Below are 20,105 nucleotides of genomic sequence, written 5' to 3' on the forward strand. Positions count from 1 at the left end.
TCTATTCCCACACCTAGACTCGGCCCATTCCAAACAAGGTAGGCCGCCATGTCCGAGACGTTGCTCAGTTCCCGCAATCTGGCTTTCGAGCTGTATGAAGTCCTTGATGCCGAGGGCCTGACCCAGCGCGAGCGGTTCGCCGAACACAATCGCGAGACCTTCGACGCCGCCATCGGCACGGCCCGCAGCATCGCCGAAAAGTACTTCGCGCCACACAACCGCAAGAACGACGAAAACGAACCCCGTTACGAAAACGGCCAGGCCGTGCTGATTCCCGAGGTGAAGCCGGCGGTGGACGCGTTCCTGGAAGCGGGCTTTCTGAACGCCGCACGCAGCTTCGACGCTGGCGGCATGCAATTGCCGACGTTGCTCTCGCAAGCCTGCTTCGCGCATTTCCAGTCAGCCAACGCCGCGTCCACTTCTTATCCGTTCCTGACCATGGGCGCGGCGAACCTGATCGAGAGCTTCGGCAGCGAGGAGCAGAAGCAACGCTTCCTGCAACCGATGATCGACGGCCGCTTCTTCGGCACCATGGCCCTGACCGAACCCCATGCGGGCTCGTCGCTGGCGGATATTCGCACGCGAGCGGAGCCGGCAGCCGACGGCACCTACCGGCTCAAAGGCAACAAGATCTTCATTTCCGGCGGCGATCATCCGTTGTCGGAAAACATCGTGCACATGGTCCTGGCCAAACTGCCGGACGCCCCGCCGGGGGTGAAGGGCATCTCGCTGTTCATCGTGCCCAAGTTCCTGGTCAATGACGACGGCAGCCTCGGCCAACGCAACGATGTGCTGCTGGCCGGGTTGTTTCACAAGATGGGTTGGCGCGGCACCACCTCCACGGCGCTGAACTTCGGCGACAACGGCGAGTGCGTCGGTTACCTCGTCGGGAAACCGCACCACGGCCTGAGCTATATGTTCCAGATGATGAACGAGGCCCGGATCGGCGTCGGCATGGGCGCGGTCATGCTCGGCTACGCCGGTTACCTGTATTCCCTCGAATACGCCCGCGAACGTCCGCAGGGCCGGGTCCCCGACAGCAAGGACCCGACCACCGCCCCGGTGGCGATCATCCAGCACGCCGACGTGCGCCGCATGCTGCTGACCCAGAAGGCCTACGTCGAAGGCTCGTTCGACCTCGGCCTGTACGCAGCGAGGCTGTTCGACGACACCACCACCCTCAAGAGCGAAGTCGAGCGCCGGCAGGCCCATGAATTGCTGGACCTGCTGACGCCCATCGTCAAATCCTGGCCCTCGGAGTTTTGCCTGAAGGCCAACGAACTGGCGATCCAGATTCTCGGCGGCCATGGCTACACCCGCGAATACCCGGTGGAACAGTATTACCGCGACAACCGCTTGAACCCGATCCACGAAGGCACCCACGGCATTCAGTCCCTGGACCTGCTGGGGCGCAAACTGGCGCAGAACGGCGGCGCCGGTCTCAAGCAACTGATCCGCCTGGTGGCCGACACCACCGAGCGCGCCCAGGCACACCCGTCGCTGACGCCGTTGCGCCAACCACTGGAAGCCCTCGTGGCGCGCCTGCAGACCGTCACCCTCGGGCTGCTGACAGACCTGGCCCAGGGCAAGGTCAACAGCAGCCTGGCCAACTCGGCGCTGTACCTCAAGGTGTTTGGCCATATGGTGATTGGCTGGCGCTGGCTGGAACAGGCGATTCGCGCCGAGGAAGGCCTCGCCAGAGGCACTGCGGTGGACCAGGACTTCTATAAAGGCAAGCTGCAGGCGGCGCGCTACTTCCTGACGTGGGAGGTGCCGGGTTGTCATCATGAATTGGCGTTGCTTGAAGCGCGGGATGGGACTTGCCTGGAAATGCGGGATGAGTGGTTCTGAGGCTGGGGGCGCTTTCCAATTCTCTGGGGAGTGAGCCTGCTCACGAAGGCGGCCTTAAAGCCGACCTGTTCTTGAGTGAACGCATTTCCCCTGTGGGAGCGGGCTTGCCCGCTCCCACAGGAATCATCGAACCCTTCAGGCCTGCTGAATGGTTTTGGAAATGACATCCACCGTGGCGCTGACCTGCTCCTGGTACCGCTCAAGCTCCGCCTGATGCTGCTTCTGCATATCGATCTGCTGCGAACACAGGTTCATGGCCGCCAGGACCAACAAGCGATCACCGATCAGCGTCGGGTATTTGCGCTTGGTATCGGCCAGCGCAGCCTTGAGCATCGCGGCCGCGTCCAGCAAGGCCTGTTCCTGCCCGGCCGGAGCCTTGATCGAATAATCCTCTCCCAGGATCGAGATGACCGTCACCCCCTCGGCGCCGTGCCTCATGCGCTGACAGGACCGGCGCTGGCGCGCTCGATCAAGGCCTGGATGCGGGCGGCGGCGGTGCCGTGCAGTTCTTCCTGCTCCATCAGGCTCAGTTGCAGACTCTCGTTTTCATCCTTGGCCCTGGCGAGGTCCGCGCTCAGGGTTTCGTTCAGGCCAGTGAGGTGGCGATTCTGTTGCACCAGGTCATTGACCAGTTGCTCCAGCTGGCTGAGGGATGTTTCCAACATATTGATTTCCAGGGTTTTTCAGGGGGCGCGTACGATAAAGAAAAGTCATCGGCGACGCCACGGTTACGGGCAGCGGTGCTTCGCTGACGAGTTTTAGAGACTGCGATTCAGGGATCTGGTTCCTACCCTTCGTCGCGCCACCGCCCTTGAGCCGCGACAAAAGCCCGCAGCGCCCTCAAGACTTCAGGTGCATGACCGATAAGTCCGGTATATCCGTCACAGCCCGCACGGAAGCGCTTCCATCCGGTACTTTCCATGTCTCTACGTAATATGAATATCGCCCCGCGGGCGTTCCTGGGGTTTGCCCTGATCGGCGCCCTGATGCTGATCCTCGGGGTGTTTGCCCTGGCCCAGATGAGCAAGATCCGCACGTCCGGCGAGAACATCGTCCAGAACAGCGTGCCCAGCATCAAGGCCCTGGACGAGTTCACCCAGCTCACCTTGCGCCTGCGGGTGCTGTCCTATCGTCTGCTGGTGAACCGCGAACCGGACATCCAGCAAAAAACCTACGAGCTGTTCGAACAACGCAACCAGCAGATCCGGGCCGCCCAGGCCACCTATGAAAAGCTCATCAGCGCCCCGGAAGAACGGGCCGCCTACGAGCAATACGTGCAACTGCTGGGGCAATACCGTCAGCTCGAAGAGCGGATGAAGACCCTGTCGCGCAATAACCAGATCGATGAGCTGCGCACGCTGCTCAACACTGAGCTGCTGACCAATTCCGATGCCATCAACGTGGTGATCAACCGCCTGATGGAGATCAACAACCAGCAGGCCGAGCACCTCAACCAGAGCGCTGTGCAACAGTATTCAACGGCGTTCACCTGGGTCGTCGCGCTGCTGGTCATCGCCACCGGCCTGACCCTGCTGTTCGCCTGGCTGCTGACCAACAGCATCACCCGGCCGATTGGCAGCGCGCTGCAAGCCGCCGAAGAAATCGCCAAGGGCAACCTGACCCGGCCCGTGCTGGTCGATGGCAGCGACGAAGCCGGTCGCCTGCTGCGGGCGATGGCGACCATGCAGGACAAACTGCGCGACACCTTGCAGCGCATCTCCGGCTCGGCCACGCAACTGGCCTCCGCCGCGGAAGAACTCAACAGCGTCACCGACGAAAGCGCCCGTGGCCTGACCCTGCAAAACAACGAAATCGAGCAGGCCGCGACCGCGGTCAACGAGATGACCAGTGCCGTGGAAGAAGTGGCCCGCAATGCGGTCAGCACCTCCGAGGCCTCTAAGAATGCCACCACCTCCGCTGGCGATGGCCGCGACCTGGTGCAGGAAACCGTCGGTGCCATCGAACGCATGAGCGCCGATGTGCAAAGTACCGCGACGCTGATCGGCAACCTGGCCGACGAATCCCGGGACATCGGCAAAGTACTGGACGTGATCCGCGGCCTGGCCGATCAGACCAACCTGCTGGCGCTCAACGCGGCCATCGAAGCCGCCCGTGCCGGTGAAGCCGGTCGTGGTTTCGCCGTGGTGGCGGACGAAGTGCGCGCCCTGGCGCATCGCACCCAGCAGTCGACCAGCGAAATCGAACGCATGATCGGCAGCATCCAGAACGGCACCGAACAGGCCGTGGATTCGATGCGCAACAGCACCGAGCGCGCCGAGTCGACCCTGAACATCGCCCGCGGCGCCGGCCTGTCCCTGGACACGATCAACACCGCCATCGTCGAGATCAACGAACGCAACCTGGTGATCGCCAGCGCCGCCGAAGAACAGGCGCAAGTAGCTCGTGAAGTCGACCGCAACCTGGTGAACATCCGCGACCTGTCGGTGCAATCGGCCACCGGCGCCAACCAGACCAGCGCCGCCAGTGCCGAACTGTCGCGCCTGGCCGTCGACCTGAACAGCATGGTGGGGCGCTTCAGTCTTTAAGACCCTATCTGCCTTTGTGGCGAGAGCTTCCTGTGGCGAGGGGATTTATCCCCGATCGAGTGCGAAGCGCTCGCCATCGATTTGTATGGCAGCAAAGATTTTGGGGCTGCTTCGCAGCCCAACGGGGATAAATCCCCTCGCCACAAAGGGCAGTACCAATCCCATGGCCGCAGATGGCTATCCAAGGTTTCATCGCTCCCTCGTTCAAAAGCTTTTTTGACAGCAGCGCATTTCAACAGGTTAGAATCGCTGGCACGCAGACTGCATGGTCAGTCTGTGTCAGCCCTTAAGCTTTTCCGGAGTACTGCCTTTGACTGCGACGACCATCAACAGCCTGTTCTTGATCGGCGCGTTGCTGGTGAGTGCGAGCATTCTGGTCAGTTCTCTTTCGTCCCGCCTGGGCATCCCGATCCTGGTGATCATCCTGGCCGTGGGCATGGCAGCCGGTATCGACGGCGCCGGTATTCTGTTCGACAACTACGCCACGGCCTACCTGGTCGGCAACCTCGCCCTGGCTGTCATTCTCCTGGACGGCGGCTTGCGCACGCGGGTCTCGAGCTTTCGGGTGGCGCTCTGGCCGGCGTTGTCGCTGGCCACGGTAGGCGTGCTGATTACCACTGGGCTGACCGGCCTGGCGGCGGCGTGGCTGTTCAACCTCAACCTGATCCAAGGCTTGCTGATCGGCGCCATCGTCGGCTCGACCGACGCCGCGGCGGTGTTCTCGCTGCTGGGCGGCAAGGGCCTGAACGAGCGGGTCAGCGCCACCCTCGAGATCGAGTCTGGCAGCAACGACCCCATGGCGGTGTTCCTGACCGTCACCCTGATCGGCATGCTCGCCAGCGGCGAAACCGGCCTGCACTGGAGCCTGCTCGGACACTTGGTGCGCGAGTTCGGCATCGGTGCGGTACTCGGCCTGGGCGGTGGCTGGTTGATGCTGCAATTGGTCAACCGTATCCACCTGGCCAACGGTCTCTACCCGATCCTGGTGATCAGCGGCGGCCTGGCGGTATTCGCCCTGACCAACGCCTTGCACGGCAGCGGTTTCCTCGCGGTGTACCTGTGTGGCCTGGTGCTGGGCAACCGCCCGGTGCGCAGCCGCCACGGCATCCTGCACATGCTCGACGGCATGGCCTGGCTGGCCCAGATCGGCATGTTCCTGGTGCTGGGGTTGCTGGTCACGCCCCACGACCTGCTGCCGATCGCCCTGCCCGCCCTGGGCCTGGCCCTGTGGATGATCCTGTTCGCCCGCCCGTTGTCGGTGATGGTGGGCCTGCTGCCGTTCAGGGCGTTCCACGGTCGCGAGAAAGCGTTCATTTCCTGGGTCGGCCTGCGCGGCGCGGTGCCGATCATCCTGGCGGTGTTCCCATTGATGGCCGGCCTGCCCCACGCCCAGCTGTACTTCAACCTGGCGTTCTTCATCGTGCTGGTGTCGCTGCTGGTGCAGGGCACCAGCCTGCCATGGGTCGCCAAGTTGCTGCATGTCACTGTCCCACCCGAGCCGCTGCCGATTTCCCGGGCCGCACTGGAAGTCCACGTCACCAGCGAGTGGGAGCTGTTCATCTACCGCCTGGGCAAGGAAAAATGGTGCATCGGCTCGCCCCTGCGAGACCTGAAAATGCCCGAAGGCACCCGCATCGCAGCGCTGTTTCGCGGCCAGCAACTGCTCCATCCGTCGGGTAGCACGGTGTTGGAAGTCGGTGATTTGCTGTGTGTCATCGGCCACGAACACGACTTGCCGGCCCTTGGCAAACTGTTCAGCCAGGCACCGCAACGGGGCCTGGATCTGCGCTTTTTCGGCGACTTCGTACTGGAAGGAGATGCCCAGTTGGCTGCGGTTGCGGCGCTGTACGGGCTGAAGCTCGACGGCATCGATCCGGACATGTCCCTGGGCCGTTTCATTGCCCAGAAAGTTGGCGGCGCGCCGGTGGTCGGCGACCAGGTGGACTGGAACAATACCCTGTGGACCGTCGCGGCCATGGACGGGAACAAGATCGGCAAAGTGGGCGTCAGATTCCCCGAAGGAAGTCGCCCGGGTCCCGGCTTGTTCCTCTAAACTGCTCCCACTCTCACTTGCTCGACCGGTCTCTATGCCTACCCTGCGCTCCTTTTTCGCCGCCGCCCTGCTGGGCCTGAGTCTCTCCGTCTGCACCCTGCAAGCTGCCGAAGTGCCCGCCCGTGAGTCGGTGCAGGCCAACCTGGACAAGATCGCCGACCGCAAGCTGCCGGAAGCCGACCAGAAGGCCTTGCAAGCGGTGCTGCAAGGCACCCTGACCCAGCTGAACAACAAGGCGGACTACGAACAGAAGCTGCACGCCCTCAAGCAACAACTGGCCAACGCGCCGAAACAGAACATCGAAAACCAGCGCGAACTGGCCCGGCTCAAGGGCACCAGCGTGGTGCCGGTGGCGCAACGCTACGCCAACCTGCCGATCCCCCAGCTCGAACAGATGCTCGCGGAGCGCTCCACCCAGCAGGGCGATCTGCAAAAAGCCCTGGCCGACGCCAACAGCCTGATCATCACCGCCCAGACCCGCCCCGAGCGCGCCCAGGCTGAAATTTCCAGCAGCCAGACCCGCATCCAGCAAATCAACGCCATCCTCAAAGCCGGCCGGGACGCCGGCAAGCCCCTGAGCGGCGAACAGCGCGACCAACTCAATGCCGAACTGGCCGCGCTCAACGCCCTGATCCCGTTGCGCCGCCAGGAACTGGCCGGCAATAGCCAGTTGCAGGACCTGGGCAACGGCCAGCATGACTTGCTCACGGAAAAGATCGACCGCATGGAGCAGGAAATCCAGGACCTGCAAAACCTGATCAACCAGAAGCGCCTGGCCCAATCCCAGGAGACGGTGACCCAGCAATCCATCGAGGCCCAGAAAGCCGGGAGCAGCAGCCTGCTGGCCACCGAAAGCGCCGCCAACCTGAAGCTTTCCGACTACCTGCTCAAGAGCACCGACCGCCTCAACGAAGTCACCCAGCAGAACCTGCAAACCAAGCAACTGCTCGACAGCGTCACCCAGACCGACGCGGCCCTGGACGAGCAGATCAGCGTGCTCAAGGGCAGCCTGCTGCTCTCCAAGATTCTCTACAAGCAGCGCCAGACCCTGCCCCGGCTGAAGCTGGATCAGAACCTGGCCGACCAGATCGCCGACATCCGCCTGTACCAGTTCGAAGTCAGCCAGCAGCGCGAGTTGCTGAATAACCCCAGCGCCTATGTCGACAGCCTGCTGGCGTCGCAACCGTCGGAGCAGGTCACGCCGCAACTGCGCAAGACCCTGCTGGACCTGGCCCTGACCCGCGTGGACCTGCTGGAGCGACTGAACCGTGAGCTGAGCGCGGTCCTCAACGAATCCATCACCTTGCAGCTCAACCAGAAGCAACTGCTCAGCACCGCCCAGAACCTGCGGGCCACCCTCGAAGAGCAGATGTTCTGGATCCCCAGCAACAAGCCGCTGGACCTGGAATGGTTGCGCGCAGTGCCGGCGCGGCTGGAAAAACAGGTCGATTCGTTGCCCTGGGCCTCGAGCCTCAGCGAACTGGCCGACGGCCTGACTCAACGGCCGCTGCTGTTCCTGCCCCTGGCGTTGCTGATCGGTGCCCTGCTGTGGCGGCGCAAGAGCCTGTACGCGCGCCTGAACAAGGTTCACCAGGACGTCGGCCACTTCAAGCGCGACAGCCAACTGCATACCCCCCAGGCGATCCTGATCAACATTCTGCTGGCAATGCCGGTGGCTCTGGCACTGGCGCTGTGCGGCTACGCCCTGCAGATCGACGCCCGCGGCCAGAACGCCAACCTTGGCGCGGCGCTGTTGCAGATCGGCCAGGCCTGGCTGGTGTTCTACACCGCCTATCGAGTGCTGGCGCCGGGCGGCGTAGCCGAGCTGCATTTCCGCTGGGAGAAACCCCAGGTCGAATTCCTGCAAGGCTGGATCCGCCGCCTCGGGCTGGTGGTGCTGGCGCTGGTGGCCGTGGTGGCGGTGGCCGAGTTGCAACCGGCGGCCCTGGCCGACGACGTGCTGGGCATGCCGGTGGTGCTGACCTGCTACGCGCTGATGGCGTGGCTGCTCAGCCGCTTGCTGCTCAGCAGCCCGACGCACAAGAACACCTCGCTGTTTCGCAAGGCCGTCGGGGTGATGTTCACGGCCTTGCCGATCGCGCTGTTCGTGGCCGTGTGCTTCGGCTACTACTACACCGCGCTGAAGCTCAGCGACCGCTTGATCAACACCCTGTACCTGCTGATGTTCTGGCTGGTGATCGAAGCCACGTTCGTGCGCGGCCTGTCGGTGGCGGCGCGGCGCCTGGCCTACCAGCGCGCCCTGGCCAAGCGCCAGGCCGCCAAGGAAGCCGGCGACGGCGAGGCGGTGGTCGAGGAACCGACGCTGGACATCGAAAAGGTCAACGAACAGTCCCTGCGCCTGATTCGCCTGGCTCTGCTGGGCGGTTTCATGGCCGCGCTGTACTGGGTCTGGTCGGACCTGATCAGCGTGTTCTCGTACCTGGACAACATCACCCTCTACGAATACACCAGCGGCACCGGCGCCAACATGAGCATGGTGCCCATCAGCATCGGCGACATGCTCGGCGCCCTGATCATCATCGGCATCACGTTCGCCCTGGCCCGCAACCTGCCGGGCCTGTTGGAAGTCTTCGTGCTGTCGAAGCTGAACCTGGCCCAGGGCAGCGCCTATGCCACCACCACGCTGCTGTCCTATGTGATCGCCGGTGTCGGTTTCGTCACCACCCTCTCCACCCTCGGCGTGAGCTGGGACAAACTGCAATGGCTGGTGGCCGCGCTGTCGGTGGGCCTGGGCTTCGGCATGCAGGAAATCTTCGCCAACTTCATTTCCGGGATCATGATCCTGTTCGAGCGCCCGGTGCGCATCGGCGACACCATCACCATCGGCAACCTGTCGGGCACGGTCAGCAAGATCCGCATTCGCGCCACCACCATCACCGACTTCGACCGCAAGGACATCATTGTCCCGAACAAGACCTTCATCACCGGGCAACTGATCAACTGGTCGCTGACCGACACCGTCACCCGGGTAACCCTGAAACTGGGCGTCGACTACGGCTCGGACCTGGACCGTGTCCGCGAACTGCTGCTCAAGGCCGCCCGCGAAAACCCACGGGTGCTCAAGGAGCCGGAACCGATCGTGTACTTCCTGAACTTCGGTGAAAGCACCCTGGACCACGAGTTGCGCATGCACGTGCGCGACCTCGGTGACCGCAACCCGGTGCTGGACGAGATCAACCGCTTCATCAACCGCGAATTCAAGAAAGAGCACATCAACATTTCGTTCCGGCAGATGGAGATCTACCTGAAGAACCTGCACGGCCAGGAGTACAAGCTGGTCCCGGCCGAGCCCGACAACAAGACGCTCTCGCCCGTGCCTTCGACCGTCGCCAGCATCAAGCCGGTCCCCGAACCACCGCAACAGACACTCGACTGATCGCGGGGTGCCTTGAGGCATCGCGCCGGAGACGGCCATGAAAACGCTGGAAACCCTGACCTTCGACAACCGCTTCGCCCGCCTGGGCGACGGTTTCTCGGCCCATGTGCTGCCCGAGCCGATCGACAATCCCCGGCTGGTCGTCGCCAGCCCGGCCGCCATGGCGTTGCTCGACCTGGACCCGGCCGAAGCCCAGTCATCGTTGTTCGCCGAGCTGTTCGGCGGGCACAAGCTGTGGGCCGAGACCGAGCCTCGGGCGATGGTGTATTCGGGGCACCAGTTCGGCCATTACAACCCGCAACTGGGCGATGGCCGCGGGCTGCTGCTGGGTGAGGTGTACAACGAAGCCGGCGAGCATTGGGACCTGCACCTCAAGGGCGCCGGCCAGACCCCTTTCTCGCGGATGGGCGATGGCCGCGCGGTGCTGCGTTCGTCGATCCGCGAATTCCTCGCTTCCGAAGCCCTGCACGCCTTGGGCATCCCCACCACTCGCGCGCTGTGCGTGATTGGCTCGGACACCCCGGTCTGGCGCGAAAAACAGGAGCGCGCCGCCATGGTCCTGCGCCTGGCCCCCAGCCATGTGCGCTTTGGTCACTTCGAGTATTTCTACTACACCAAGAAGCCCGAGCTACAGGCGGCCCTCGCCGAGCACGTGCTGAACCTGCACTTTGCCGAATGCCGTGAACAGCCGGAGCCGTACCTGGCGATGTTCCGCGAAATCGTCGAGCGCAACGCCGAGCTGATTGCCAAATGGCAGGCCTACGGCTTCTGCCATGGCGTGATGAACACCGACAACATGTCGATCCTGGGCATCACCTTCGATTTCGGGCCGTTCGCCTTCCTCGATGACTTCGACGCCCACTTCATCTGCAACCATTCCGATGACCAGGGCCGCTATTCATTCAGCAACCAGGTGCCCATCGGCCAGTGGAACCTCAGCGCCCTGGCCCAGGCCCTGACGCCTTTCATCAGCGTCGAAGCCCTGCGCGAAACCCTTAGCCTGTTCCTGCCGCTGTACCAGGCCCACTACCTGGACCTGATGCGCCGCCGCCTGGGCCTGACCTGCGCCGAAGAGGACGACCAGGCACTGGTGGAGCGCCTGCTGCAATTGATGCAGAACAGCGGCGTCGACTACAGCCTGTTCTTTCGCCGGCTGGGTGAGCACGACCCCGAACAGGCCATCGCGCAACTGCGTGATGACTTTGTCGACCTCAAGGGCTTCGACGCCTGGGGCGAACTGTACGTCGCCCGCGTCGGCCGTGACGGTGCGCCGGACCAGGCCCAGCGCCAGGCCCGCATGCACGCGATGAACCCGCTGTATGTGCTGCGCAACTACCTGGCGCAAAACGCCATCGATGCCGCCGAGGCCGGCGACTACGACGAAGTCCGCCGCCTGCACACGGTGCTGAGCAAACCGTTCGAAGCACAACCGGGCATGGACCGCTACGCGCAACGTCCGCCGGAGTGGGGCAAGCACCTGGAGATCAGTTGCTCTTCGTGATGCCGTTCCACAGTAGCAATGGCATCACATAACCCCGTCAGATAAAGGTTTCCACCGAGACGCCGAAACGCTCGGCCAACCAACGGATCTGCCGCACGTTGAGTTGGCGCTTGCCGCTCAGCACCTCCGACACCACCGATTGGGTACCTACCCCAGGCAGGTCGCTCTGGTTCAGCCCATGTTCACGCATCAGATAACGCAACGTCTCGACGCCGCTGGCCTTGGGCATGGGACGATGCTGATGATCCCATGCCTCGATCCATTCGCCGATGATGTCCACCAGGCTCATAAGTGGATGGGTTTCGTCTTCGCCGATCCGCTCCAATAATTCATCCAAGGCCCCGGCCAGCCGATCGTAATCGTCTTCACTCCTGGGTTTGCGCAGCAGAGGCGACACAAACTCCCAATGGGCGGCGACTTGCTCAATCAGTGCACTCATCCCTTTTCCTCCTTCCACTTACCTTTATCGTACGCTTGATGGTCCAACACGCTCTTGATGTACAAACGCCGGGCCCGATAGCGAACCACGGCGATCAATCGCAATTTATTGCCACCGATGTCGAACACATGGAGCGGCCCGACTTTGTCGATGGCAGGAAAAATCGACTTCATCGCTGCAAAATCGATCGGATTGTTGCGCTTGATCAACCGATACCATTGATCCAACGCGCTGGCTGAATGTGGCCATCGCTCCTTGGCCTCCCAGATACGCTTCTCAGTTATCACATGCATGCAATGTCCTTATCGCACTTTGCTATAGAGGAGTTAAACATAGATCGAGCTCATCGCAAATCGCGATAATCCCGAGTAGACAAGCGGTTGCCAAAGTGCAACTTCAGCCTAGCGACCGCAGACGCCACCCTCCGGCTGAAAATGTGAGCAGGTGTGAGACTTGCGCACACCTGCAACCCATCGAACACGCCCTGTGTTCTGCGCTAGGCCATGTCACTGCGACTGAATTCCTCGGCCAGGAAGTCAATCAGCGTACGCACCGACGGCAGCAACCCGCGCCGTGAGGCGAAGATCGCGTGGACGATCCCGCATTTGGGCGTCCAACCCGGCACCAGTTCCACCAGGCGACCGGCCGCCAGGTCCTCGCGCACCACCACGTTGGGCAGGTGGGCGATGCCGACGCCCGCCAGCACGGCGTGACGCAGGGCCAGCAGGTCGTCGGTGACCATGCGCGGTGCGTGACGAATCAACGCACTGGCGCCGTCCGGGCCGAACAGCTCCCACTGGTATTCCCGCTGCGCCGAGCCCCAATGCACGCTGGGCAGCCCATTGAGGTCCGCCGGGGAAGCGGGTGACGACAAGCGCTCGCGGTACATCGGGCTGCCCACCAGGCATTGGGTGCTGTTGCCCAGCACCTTCATGACCATGTCAGTGTTTTCCAGCGGCGGGAAGCGCACCCGCAGGGCAATGTCGAACCCTTCGTGGATCAGGTCGACCCGGCGGTTGGTGCTCTCGATGAACAGCTCCACCCGCGGGTACTGGAGCATATAGCGGGTCAGCATCGGCCCGACCCAGCTGTTGAGCAACGCCGTCGGGCAACTGATGCGCACCAGGCCCTGGGGCTCGGAGCGGTTGCGCTCGATCACTTCGGCCGCGCTCTCGGCCTCGACCCGCATTGCCAGGCAACGCTGGTAATAGGCCTGGCCGATCTCCGTCAGCGTGCAGTGGCGGCTGGTGCGGTGGATCAACCGCACGCCGAGCCGCTCCTCCAATTGGGCAACACGCCGGCTGAGCTTCGACTTGGGCATGTCCAGCGCCCGGCCAGCGGCGGCGAAACCACCGTGCTCCACCACTTGGGTGAAGTAGTACAGCGTGTTGAGGTCTTCGATGATCGTTCTCCAAATAGAACGCTAAGGCGGATTTTTGCAGTCTAGCGCATCAAAGGTGTCGCTTTTAATCTATATCCATCGCTTAGGAACACCTTCACACCCGTTAATCACGCCGAACCGATCGGCACCCAAACTTGAGAGGATTCACCATGACCACTTCCTACAACCGCCTGGACAAAGACAACGCCGCCGTTCTGCTGGTGGACCACCAGGCCGGCCTGCTGTCGCTGGTGCGCGACATCGACCCGGACCGCTTCAAGAACAACGTGCTGGCCCTGGCCGACCTGGCGAAGTACTTCGAGCTGCCGACCATCCTTACCACCAGCTTCGAAACCGGCCCCAACGGCCCGCTGATGCCTGAACTCAAGAACCTGTTCCCGGATGCGCCGTACATCGCCCGCCCCGGCCAGATCAACGCCTGGGACAACGAAGATTTCGTCAAGGCGATCAAGGCCACCGGCAAGAAACAACTGATCATCGCCGGCGTCGTCACCGAAGTCTGCGTGGCCTTCCCGGCGCTGTCGGCCCTGGCCGAAGGTTTCGAGGTGTTCGTGGTCACCGATGCCTCCGGCACGTTCAACGAGCTGACCCGTGACTCGGCCTGGGACCGCATGTCCACCGCCGGCGCTCAATTGATGACCTGGTTCGGCCTGGCCTGCGAGCTGCATCGCGACTGGCGCAACGACGTGGAAGGGCTGGCGACGTTGTTCTCCAACCACATCCCGGACTACCGCAACCTGATGACCAGCTACAACACACTGACCAACGCTAAATAACAGCGACGTCGTACACAATGTGGGAGCGGGCTTGCTCGCGAAGGCGGTGTATCAGTCGACATCCAGGTGTCTGATACATCGCCTTCGCGAGCAAGCCCGCTCCCACATGGGTTTTCGGTGGTTTCTATATAGTGTTCAATCTGTGCCAATGATTTTTCCGGGAGACTGACCTGATGCTGATCCCCTGCCCCCACTGCAACGGGCTCAACCGCATACCCGCCGAACGCCTCGGCGACCAGCCCAAGTGCGGGCGGTGCAAGGCCCCCGTGCTGTCGAGCGAACCGTTCGAACTCAAGCAAGGCGATTATGCCAGCCAGATCAAGGGCGACCTGCCGTTGTTGGTGGATGTGTGGGCCGACTGGTGTGGGCCGTGCAAGGCCTTCGCCCCCGTGTTCGAGCAAGCCGCCGCGCGACTGGTGGGCAAATGCCGGCTGGCCAAGCTCGACAGTGAGGCCAACCAGGCGTTATCGGCGCAATTGGGAATCCGCTCGATTCCCAGCCTGATTCTGTTCAAGGACGGTCGGGAAGTGGCGCGCCAGAGCGGGGCGTTCCCGTTGCCGCAACTGATGGCCTGGTTGCGCAGCCAGGGGATTTGAAGCCACCTCATTGTGGGAGCGGGCTTGCTCGCGAATACGCTATGTCATCCAAAGCTTGGGTGGCTGATACACCGCATTCGCGAGCAAGCCCGCTCCCACAGAGGGTTATGCTCGGATTCAGGCGCTTTCCAGCATCCCATGCAACTCGACGAACTGCTGGGTCAGCTTGTGCCGTGGGTCCAGGTGGATCAGCGGCAGGCTGGCCTGGTGGGACTCGCGCATCCGCACCGAACTGCTCAGGTACACCGGCAGCACCGGCAGGCCCTCGGCAATCAGTTCGTCCAGGATCTGCTGGGGCAGGCTGGCGCGGGCCTGGAATTGGTTCACCACGATGCCTTCGACTTCCAAGCCCTCGTTGTGGTCGTCCTTGAGCTCTTCGATTTCCGCCAGCAGGCCATACAAGGCCTGCCGGGAGAAGCTGTCGCAGTCGAAGGGTATCAATACACGATCGGCGGCAATCAACGCAGAAACCGCATAGAAGTTCAACGCCGGCGGCGTATCCAGGTAAATCCGGTCGTAGTCCTCCTCCAACTCTTCGAGCAGTTTGCGCAACTTGTTGATCTTGTGTTTCGCCTCGAGCTTGGGCTGCAAGTCCGTCAGCTCAGAGGTGGCGGTGATGACGTGCAGGTTGTCGAACGGGGTTTCGTAGATGTCCACCTTGTTCTTTTTCGAGAAGGGCCCGGACGACAGGGTCTGCTTGAAGAAGTCGGCGATGCCCATGGGAATGTCGTCGCCCGTCAGGCCGGTCAGGTATTGGGTGGAGTTGGCCTGGGCATCCAGGTCCACCAACAGCGTGCGATAACCCTCGCTGGCGCTGACCGCCGCCAGATTGCAGGCGATGCTGGACTTGCCCACGCCACCTTTCTGATTGAACACCACACGCCGCATGACAAGACCTCCGTGTATCAAAGATTCCCGAGTGTAGTTGGCCGCAGCCCCGCTTCGCTACCTTCTACGTAGAAGGACTACAGCATCAGTGGCTTTTTCCAACAAGGCGACGTCCATAAGCGCCGGGAATGACAGAAAACACCGGCAGACAGGCGGGCTCCGATCACCAGAATGAGCCGTCCCTCACATTAAGCGGACCAACCGGTACATTTTGCTGGGCAAAATGTAACCAGTATTTGCTACAAGCCAACCGCACCGGGATAATGCGCGCCACTTGGGTCGCAGGACCGTGCAGGGTTGGACGCGGGTCAGATCGCTGACCGTGACAAATAAAAAGCCCGCAGGGGTGGGGTGAACGCTTTTGATCAACTTCAACATCGCCCAATGGCGCGCGTGGGCCCCTGGGCTCGAAAGCGTGGACGATTGGCAGGCGTGGAGCCGACAGCCGGTCGTGCTGGCCGCCAGCGATGCCGCCCCGGACGTGTCGTTCCTGCCCGCCATGCAGCGCCGGCGCCTCAGCCGCCTGGCGCGGATGGCCTTCAGTGTCGGCTGGCCCCTGGCCGAAGACCGGCCGGACCTGCCGTTGGTCTTTATTTCCCGCCACGGCGAAACCCCACGCACATTTGAGATTCTCAAGGACCTGGCGGCCGACCAACCCTTGTCGCCGACCCAGTTCAGCTTGTCGGTGCACAACGCCGTGATCGGGCTGTGGTCGATCATGCGGGGCGAAACCAGCGAAATGACTGCCCTGGCCGCCACTGGCGACGGGCTGGAGCACGGCGTGCTGGAAGCCGCCGCGTTGCTGAACGAAGGGGCGCCGGCGGTATTGCTGGTGATCACCGAAGAACAACCGCCGCAGGTCTATGCGCCGTGGGTCGACGACGTACCGTTCCCCTACGCGCTGGCACTGCTGCTGACCCGCGGCGACGACTGGCAACTGGACCTCGCCGCCCAGGACGGACAACCGCCGGGCAGCGAGTGGCCCCATGCCCTGGACCTGGTGCGTACGCTGCTGAACCACCAAACCACCTGCCAACATGCCTGGAAGAATCGTCTATGGACCTGGCAACGCAACCGGTGACCGGTAAACAACGCGACGCCTACTATTGGCGCCTGGTCGCGACCGCCGCAAGCTTTGCCCTGTTCGGGTTTGGCGGGTTGTGCCTGCGCCTGCTAGTGTTCCCGTTGCTCGCCTGCCTGCCCGGCGATGCCCAGGCCCACCGGCACAGAGCCCGCCGCACGGTCGGGCGATTGTTCTGGTGCTTTATCCGCTTCATGGCCCGCACCGGGGTGCTCACCTACCAGATCGACGGAGCCGAACGACTCGGCCGGCCCGGGCAGATGATCATCGCCAATCACCCGTCGCTGATCGACGTGGTGTTCCTGATCGGGCTGGTGCGCGACACCAACTGCGTGGTCAAGCAAAGTCTGTGGGACAACCCTTTCACCCGCGGCCCGCTGCGCTCGACCCAGTACATCAGCAACGACGGCAGCATGGACATGCTCGATGCCGCCAGCAACGCCCTGCAAGAGGGCCAGACCCTGATCGTCTTCCCCGAAGGCACCCGCACCCAGCCAGGCGAAGCGCCGGCATTTCATCGGGGCGCGGCCGCCATCGCGCTGCGGGGTGCGAAAATCCTCACGCCCGTGACCATCAAGGTCAGCCCCACCACCCTGACCAAGGCCGAACCCTGGTATCGCATTCCCGCGCGCCGCGTGCATTTCAGTTTCCGGGTCGGTGCCGATATAGACCCACAGGCATTCGCCGCGCTCGGCCCGCCGCCGCAAGCGTCGCGCAGGCTCAACGATTTTCTGCATCACTATTTCATCAAGGAGCTCGCCGAAGATGAGCGATCTGCACCGTGACATCAAACAGCTGATCATCGACGCCCTCGGCCTGGAAGACATCGGCATCGACGACATTGGCGACCACCAGACCCTGTTCGGCGAAGGCCTGGGCCTGGACTCGGTAGATGCCCTGGAGCTTGGCCTGGCGATCCAGAAACAGTACGGCATCAAGATCGACGCCGACGCCAAGGACACCCGTAACCATTTCAGCAATGTGGCAAGCCTTGCGGCCTTCGTCACTGCAAAACGCCCCTGAGACCGGACCATGCAAACTCGTGACGACATTTTCAACACCCTTCGCGATGCTCTGGTCGAGCTGTTCGAGCTGGACCCCGATCGCGTGACCCTGGAATCGAACCTGTACCAGGACCTGGAGATCGACAGCATCGACGCGGTCGACCTGATCGATCACATCAAGCGCCAGACCGGCAAGAAGATTGCCGCCGAGGAATTCAAGTCGGTGCGCACCGTCAACGACGTGGTCGAGGCGGTCTATCGACTGGTCCAACCGGCCGCATGACCCGGCTGATTGGCCTCAGCCTGCTGCTGGCGGGCCTGCTGTACCCCTTTGCGGTGTATTTCGGCATGGAGCACTTCGCCCCATGGCAGTTCGGACTGCTGCTGGGTAGCTTGTGGTTGGCACGGGCCCTGCTCGGCAGGGGCGGGCCCGGCAGCCATTGGATGGCGGCCACGGCGATCGGCTTCTGTGCCTTGCTCGCGTGGTTCGACAGCCCGGCCCTGCTGCGTTGGTACCCGGTGCTGATCAGCGCGTTCATGCTGGGGCTGTTCGCCCTGAGCCTGAAGTACGGTCCGCCGATGATCGAACGCCTGGCCCGCCTGCGCGAGCCGCAGTTGCCAGCCCGGGCCGTGGTGTATACGCGTCAGGTCACGTGGGCCTGGTGCGTGTTTTTCCTGTGTAACGGTTTGCTCGCCGCTGCCCTGACCCTCTGGGCGCCGCTGAGCTGGTGGATGTTGTACACCGGCCTGATTTCCTACGGATTGATGGGGCTGCTGTTTGCCATTGAATGGCTCATACGACAACGGGTAAGAGGCCGCCCATGAATTGGATAACACTTGAGCAGATGCTGCTCGAGGCTCAGCCGGAGCGTGCCGTCGCGGTCGCCCCGGCACTGGATCATGCGCAACTGCGCGACGCCGCGCTGCGCCTGGCCGCTGGCCTGCAAGCCCGGGGCGTGCGACATGCGGCCGTCCACCTGGAGGACGCCGCCGACCTCGCCATCACCCTGCTCGGTGCCTGGCGCGCCGGAGTGCGCGTGCTGTTGCCCGCCGACCTGCAAGCGCAGACCCGCCAGCGTTGGGCGGCGGAGGTCGACCTGTGGCTGACCGACCAGCCCGGCGACACTCACCCCGATGACGTGCAACAGGCGCCGATGACCGCCGCCCCGCTGGACCTGGACCGCTGCTGGCTGAGCCTGTGCACCTCCGGCTCCAGCGGCGAGCCCAAGCGCATCGAGAAAACCCTGCGCCAGTTGAGCAACGAGGTCCACGCCCTGGAGCAACTGTGGGGCGCCGAGCTCGGCCCGGCCTGCATGATCGGCAGCGTCGCCGCCCAGCATATCTATGGTTTGCTGTTCCGCGTGTTGTGGCCACTTTGCGCCGGGCGCACGTTCGTGCGTCGACAGTTGGCGTTCCCGGAAGACCTGCAACGCGCCAGCCGCGAGCATCCGGCTTTTGCCTGGGTCGCCAGCCCGGCGCTGCTCAAGCGCATGGGCGACAACCTCGACTGGACAGCCCTGAGCGCCGTGCGCCGGGTGTTTTCTTCCGGCGGCGCGCTGCCGTCCGACGCCGCGCACAGCTTGCAGCAGCGCCTGGGACAATGGCCGACGGAAATCTTCGGCAGTTCTGAAACCGGCGGCATCGCCTGGCGCCAGGGCGCTGAGCTGTGGCAACCCTTCGCCGACGTCGAACTGAGCCAGGACAGTGACGGCGCGCTGCTGATCGCCTCGCCCTACTTGCCGGCCGGGCACGTGGAACACAGCGCCGACGCGGCGCGAATCGCCGAGGATGGACGCTTCGAGCTGCTCGGGCGGCTGGACCGGATCGTCAAGCTCGAAGAAAAACGCATCTCCCTGCCGATGCTGGAACAGGCCCTGGTGGCCCACGACTGGGTCAGCGAAGCCCGGCTGGGGGTGGTGCAGGAAAATCGTGCCTCCCTCGGCGCGTTGGTGGTGTTGAGCGAAACCGGCCTGCGCACCTTGCGCAACCAGGGCCGCCGCGCCGTGACCGAAGGCTTGCGCCGCCACCTGGGCGAACATTGCGAAACCCTGGCCTTGCCACGGCGCTGGCGCTGGCTGCGGCAGATGCCGCTCAATGCCCAGGGCAAGCTGCCCCAGGCCGAAGTCGAAGCGTTGCTGCTGGCACCCCGTCCCAAGGCCCCGGAAGTACTGGCCCAGGTCGAAAGCGACGGTGAGTGGAACCTGCAACTGCGGGTGCCGCCGGACCTGGCCTACTTCAGCGGCCACTTCCCCACCGCACCGGTACTGCCGGGGGTGGTGCAGGTCGATTGGGCCATGAGCCTGGGCCGGCAACTGCTGGACCTGCCACCCCGGTTCGCCGGCATGGAAGTGCTCAAGTTCCAGCAACTGGTGCGCCCCGGCGATGAACTCCAGCTGCACCTGCGTTTCGACGGTGAACGCGGCAAGCTGTACTTCGCCTACCGCAACGATACGGCGGCGTGCTCCAGCGGGCGGATTGTGCTGGGGGCGGCTGATGACTGACTCGCATGTCTGCATCACTGCCCCGTGGCGAGGGCGCTTGCTCCCGCTCGAGTGCGCAGCGCTCACTTCA

The 20,105-nt window shown here is 63.3% G+C and carries 19 protein-coding genes; 13 read left to right on the forward strand and 6 right to left on the reverse strand.

Annotated elements, in window-relative coordinates; all coding sequences use genetic code 11:
- Positions 1–48 precede the first annotated feature (48 nt).
- Positions 49–1,851, forward strand: coding sequence for an acyl-CoA dehydrogenase (locus tag VM99_05685; GenBank protein ID AKJ97570.1), 1,803 nt, complete (start codon positions 49–51; stop codon positions 1,849–1,851).
- Between the two features lie 135 nt (positions 1,852–1,986).
- On the opposite strand, the gene VM99_05690 is transcribed toward VM99_05685, so the two are convergent.
- Positions 1,987–2,289 (reverse strand): ZapA, encoded by a 303-nt coding sequence (locus VM99_05690; GenBank protein ID AKJ97571.1) that lies wholly within the window; start codon positions 2,287–2,289, stop codon positions 1,987–1,989.
- Positions 2,286–2,516, reverse strand: coding sequence for a hypothetical protein (locus VM99_05695; protein AKJ97572.1), 231 nt, complete (start codon positions 2,514–2,516; stop codon positions 2,286–2,288). Before VM99_05695 ends, VM99_05690 begins: the two co-directional genes overlap by 4 nt.
- Before the next feature lie 255 nt (positions 2,517–2,771).
- On the opposite strand from VM99_05695, the gene VM99_05700 reads away from it, so the two are divergent.
- The 4 genes from VM99_05700 to VM99_05715 all read left to right on the forward strand — a co-directional run bounded on the left by VM99_05700 (position 2,772) and on the right by VM99_05715 (position 11,348).
- Positions 2,772–4,397, forward strand: coding sequence for a chemotaxis protein (locus VM99_05700; GenBank protein ID AKJ97573.1), 1,626 nt, complete (start codon positions 2,772–2,774; stop codon positions 4,395–4,397).
- 310 nt (positions 4,398–4,707) lie between these two features.
- Complete coding sequence (gene cvrA, locus VM99_05705) at positions 4,708–6,450, forward strand: potassium/proton antiporter (GenBank protein ID AKJ97574.1); 1,743 nt, start codon at positions 4,708–4,710, stop codon at positions 6,448–6,450.
- A gap of 34 nt (positions 6,451–6,484) precedes the next feature.
- Positions 6,485–9,847: a potassium transporter KefA gene (locus tag VM99_05710; GenBank protein AKJ97575.1), complete on the forward strand. Its 3,363-nt coding sequence runs from the start codon at positions 6,485–6,487 to the stop codon at positions 9,845–9,847.
- Between the two features lie 37 nt (positions 9,848–9,884).
- Positions 9,885–11,348 (forward strand): hypothetical protein, encoded by a 1,464-nt coding sequence (locus tag VM99_05715; GenBank protein AKJ97576.1) that lies wholly within the window; start codon positions 9,885–9,887, stop codon positions 11,346–11,348.
- A gap of 37 nt (positions 11,349–11,385) precedes the next feature.
- On the opposite strand, the gene VM99_05720 is transcribed toward VM99_05715, so the two are convergent.
- The 3 genes from VM99_05720 to VM99_05730 all read right to left on the reverse strand — a co-directional run bounded on the left by VM99_05720 (position 11,386) and on the right by VM99_05730 (position 13,192).
- On the reverse strand, positions 11,386–11,787 hold the full coding sequence (locus VM99_05720) for a transcriptional regulator (GenBank protein ID AKJ97577.1): 402 nt from the start codon (positions 11,785–11,787) through the stop codon (positions 11,386–11,388).
- Complete coding sequence (locus VM99_05725) at positions 11,784–12,080, reverse strand: hypothetical protein (GenBank protein ID AKJ97578.1); 297 nt, start codon at positions 12,078–12,080, stop codon at positions 11,784–11,786. Before VM99_05725 ends, VM99_05720 begins: the two co-directional genes overlap by 4 nt.
- Positions 12,081–12,283: 203 nt before the next feature.
- Positions 12,284–13,192, reverse strand: a complete 909-nt coding sequence (locus VM99_05730; protein AKJ97579.1) for a LysR family transcriptional regulator — start codon at positions 13,190–13,192, stop codon at positions 12,284–12,286.
- Positions 13,193–13,338: 146 nt separating this feature from the next.
- On the opposite strand from VM99_05730, the gene VM99_05735 reads away from it, so the two are divergent.
- Positions 13,339–13,965, forward strand: coding sequence for a hypothetical protein (locus tag VM99_05735; protein ID AKJ97580.1), 627 nt, complete (start codon positions 13,339–13,341; stop codon positions 13,963–13,965).
- Positions 13,966–14,138: 173 nt separating this feature from the next.
- The gene (locus VM99_05740; protein ID AKJ97581.1) at positions 14,139–14,561 is read left to right on the forward strand and encodes a thioredoxin; all 423 of its coding nucleotides are present in this window, start codon (positions 14,139–14,141) and stop codon (positions 14,559–14,561) included.
- A gap of 117 nt (positions 14,562–14,678) precedes the next feature.
- Here VM99_05740 and VM99_05745 read toward each other — a convergent pair whose 3' ends face one another.
- Entirely contained in the window at positions 14,679–15,449 is a 771-nt protein-coding gene (locus tag VM99_05745; protein ID AKJ97582.1) for a cobalamin biosynthesis protein CobQ, read from the reverse strand.
- 361 nt (positions 15,450–15,810) lie between these two features.
- Here VM99_05745 and VM99_05750 point away from each other — a divergent pair, with 361 nt between their 5' ends.
- The 6 genes from VM99_05750 to VM99_05775 are packed head-to-tail and all read left to right on the forward strand — an operon-like array spanning position 15,811 to position 20,035.
- Positions 15,811–16,530: a 3-oxoacyl-ACP synthase gene (locus tag VM99_05750; GenBank protein AKJ97583.1), complete on the forward strand. Its 720-nt coding sequence runs from the start codon at positions 15,811–15,813 to the stop codon at positions 16,528–16,530.
- Positions 16,506–17,315, forward strand: coding sequence for an acyltransferase (locus VM99_05755; protein AKJ97584.1), 810 nt, complete (start codon positions 16,506–16,508; stop codon positions 17,313–17,315). The genes VM99_05750 and VM99_05755 overlap by 25 nt, the downstream gene beginning before the upstream one ends.
- On the forward strand, positions 17,296–17,553 hold the full coding sequence (locus VM99_05760) for an acyl carrier protein (protein AKJ97585.1): 258 nt from the start codon (positions 17,296–17,298) through the stop codon (positions 17,551–17,553). Before VM99_05755 ends, VM99_05760 begins: the two co-directional genes overlap by 20 nt.
- A 9-nt stretch (positions 17,554–17,562) precedes the next feature.
- A complete protein-coding gene (locus VM99_05765) occupies positions 17,563–17,817 on the forward strand; it encodes an acyl carrier protein (protein AKJ97586.1) in 255 nt (84 codons plus the stop codon).
- Positions 17,814–18,359, forward strand: coding sequence for a membrane protein (locus VM99_05770; protein AKJ97587.1), 546 nt, complete (start codon positions 17,814–17,816; stop codon positions 18,357–18,359). The genes VM99_05765 and VM99_05770 overlap by 4 nt, the downstream gene beginning before the upstream one ends.
- Positions 18,356–20,035, forward strand: coding sequence for an AMP-binding protein (locus VM99_05775; GenBank protein ID AKJ97588.1), 1,680 nt, complete (start codon positions 18,356–18,358; stop codon positions 20,033–20,035). Before VM99_05770 ends, VM99_05775 begins: the two co-directional genes overlap by 4 nt.
- The last annotated feature ends 70 nt before the right edge of the window (positions 20,036–20,105 follow it).

Origin of the sequence: Pseudomonas chlororaphis (genome assembly GCA_001023535.1) — a bacterium.
Lineage (GTDB): Bacteria > Pseudomonadota > Gammaproteobacteria > Pseudomonadales > Pseudomonadaceae > Aquipseudomonas > Aquipseudomonas chlororaphis_E.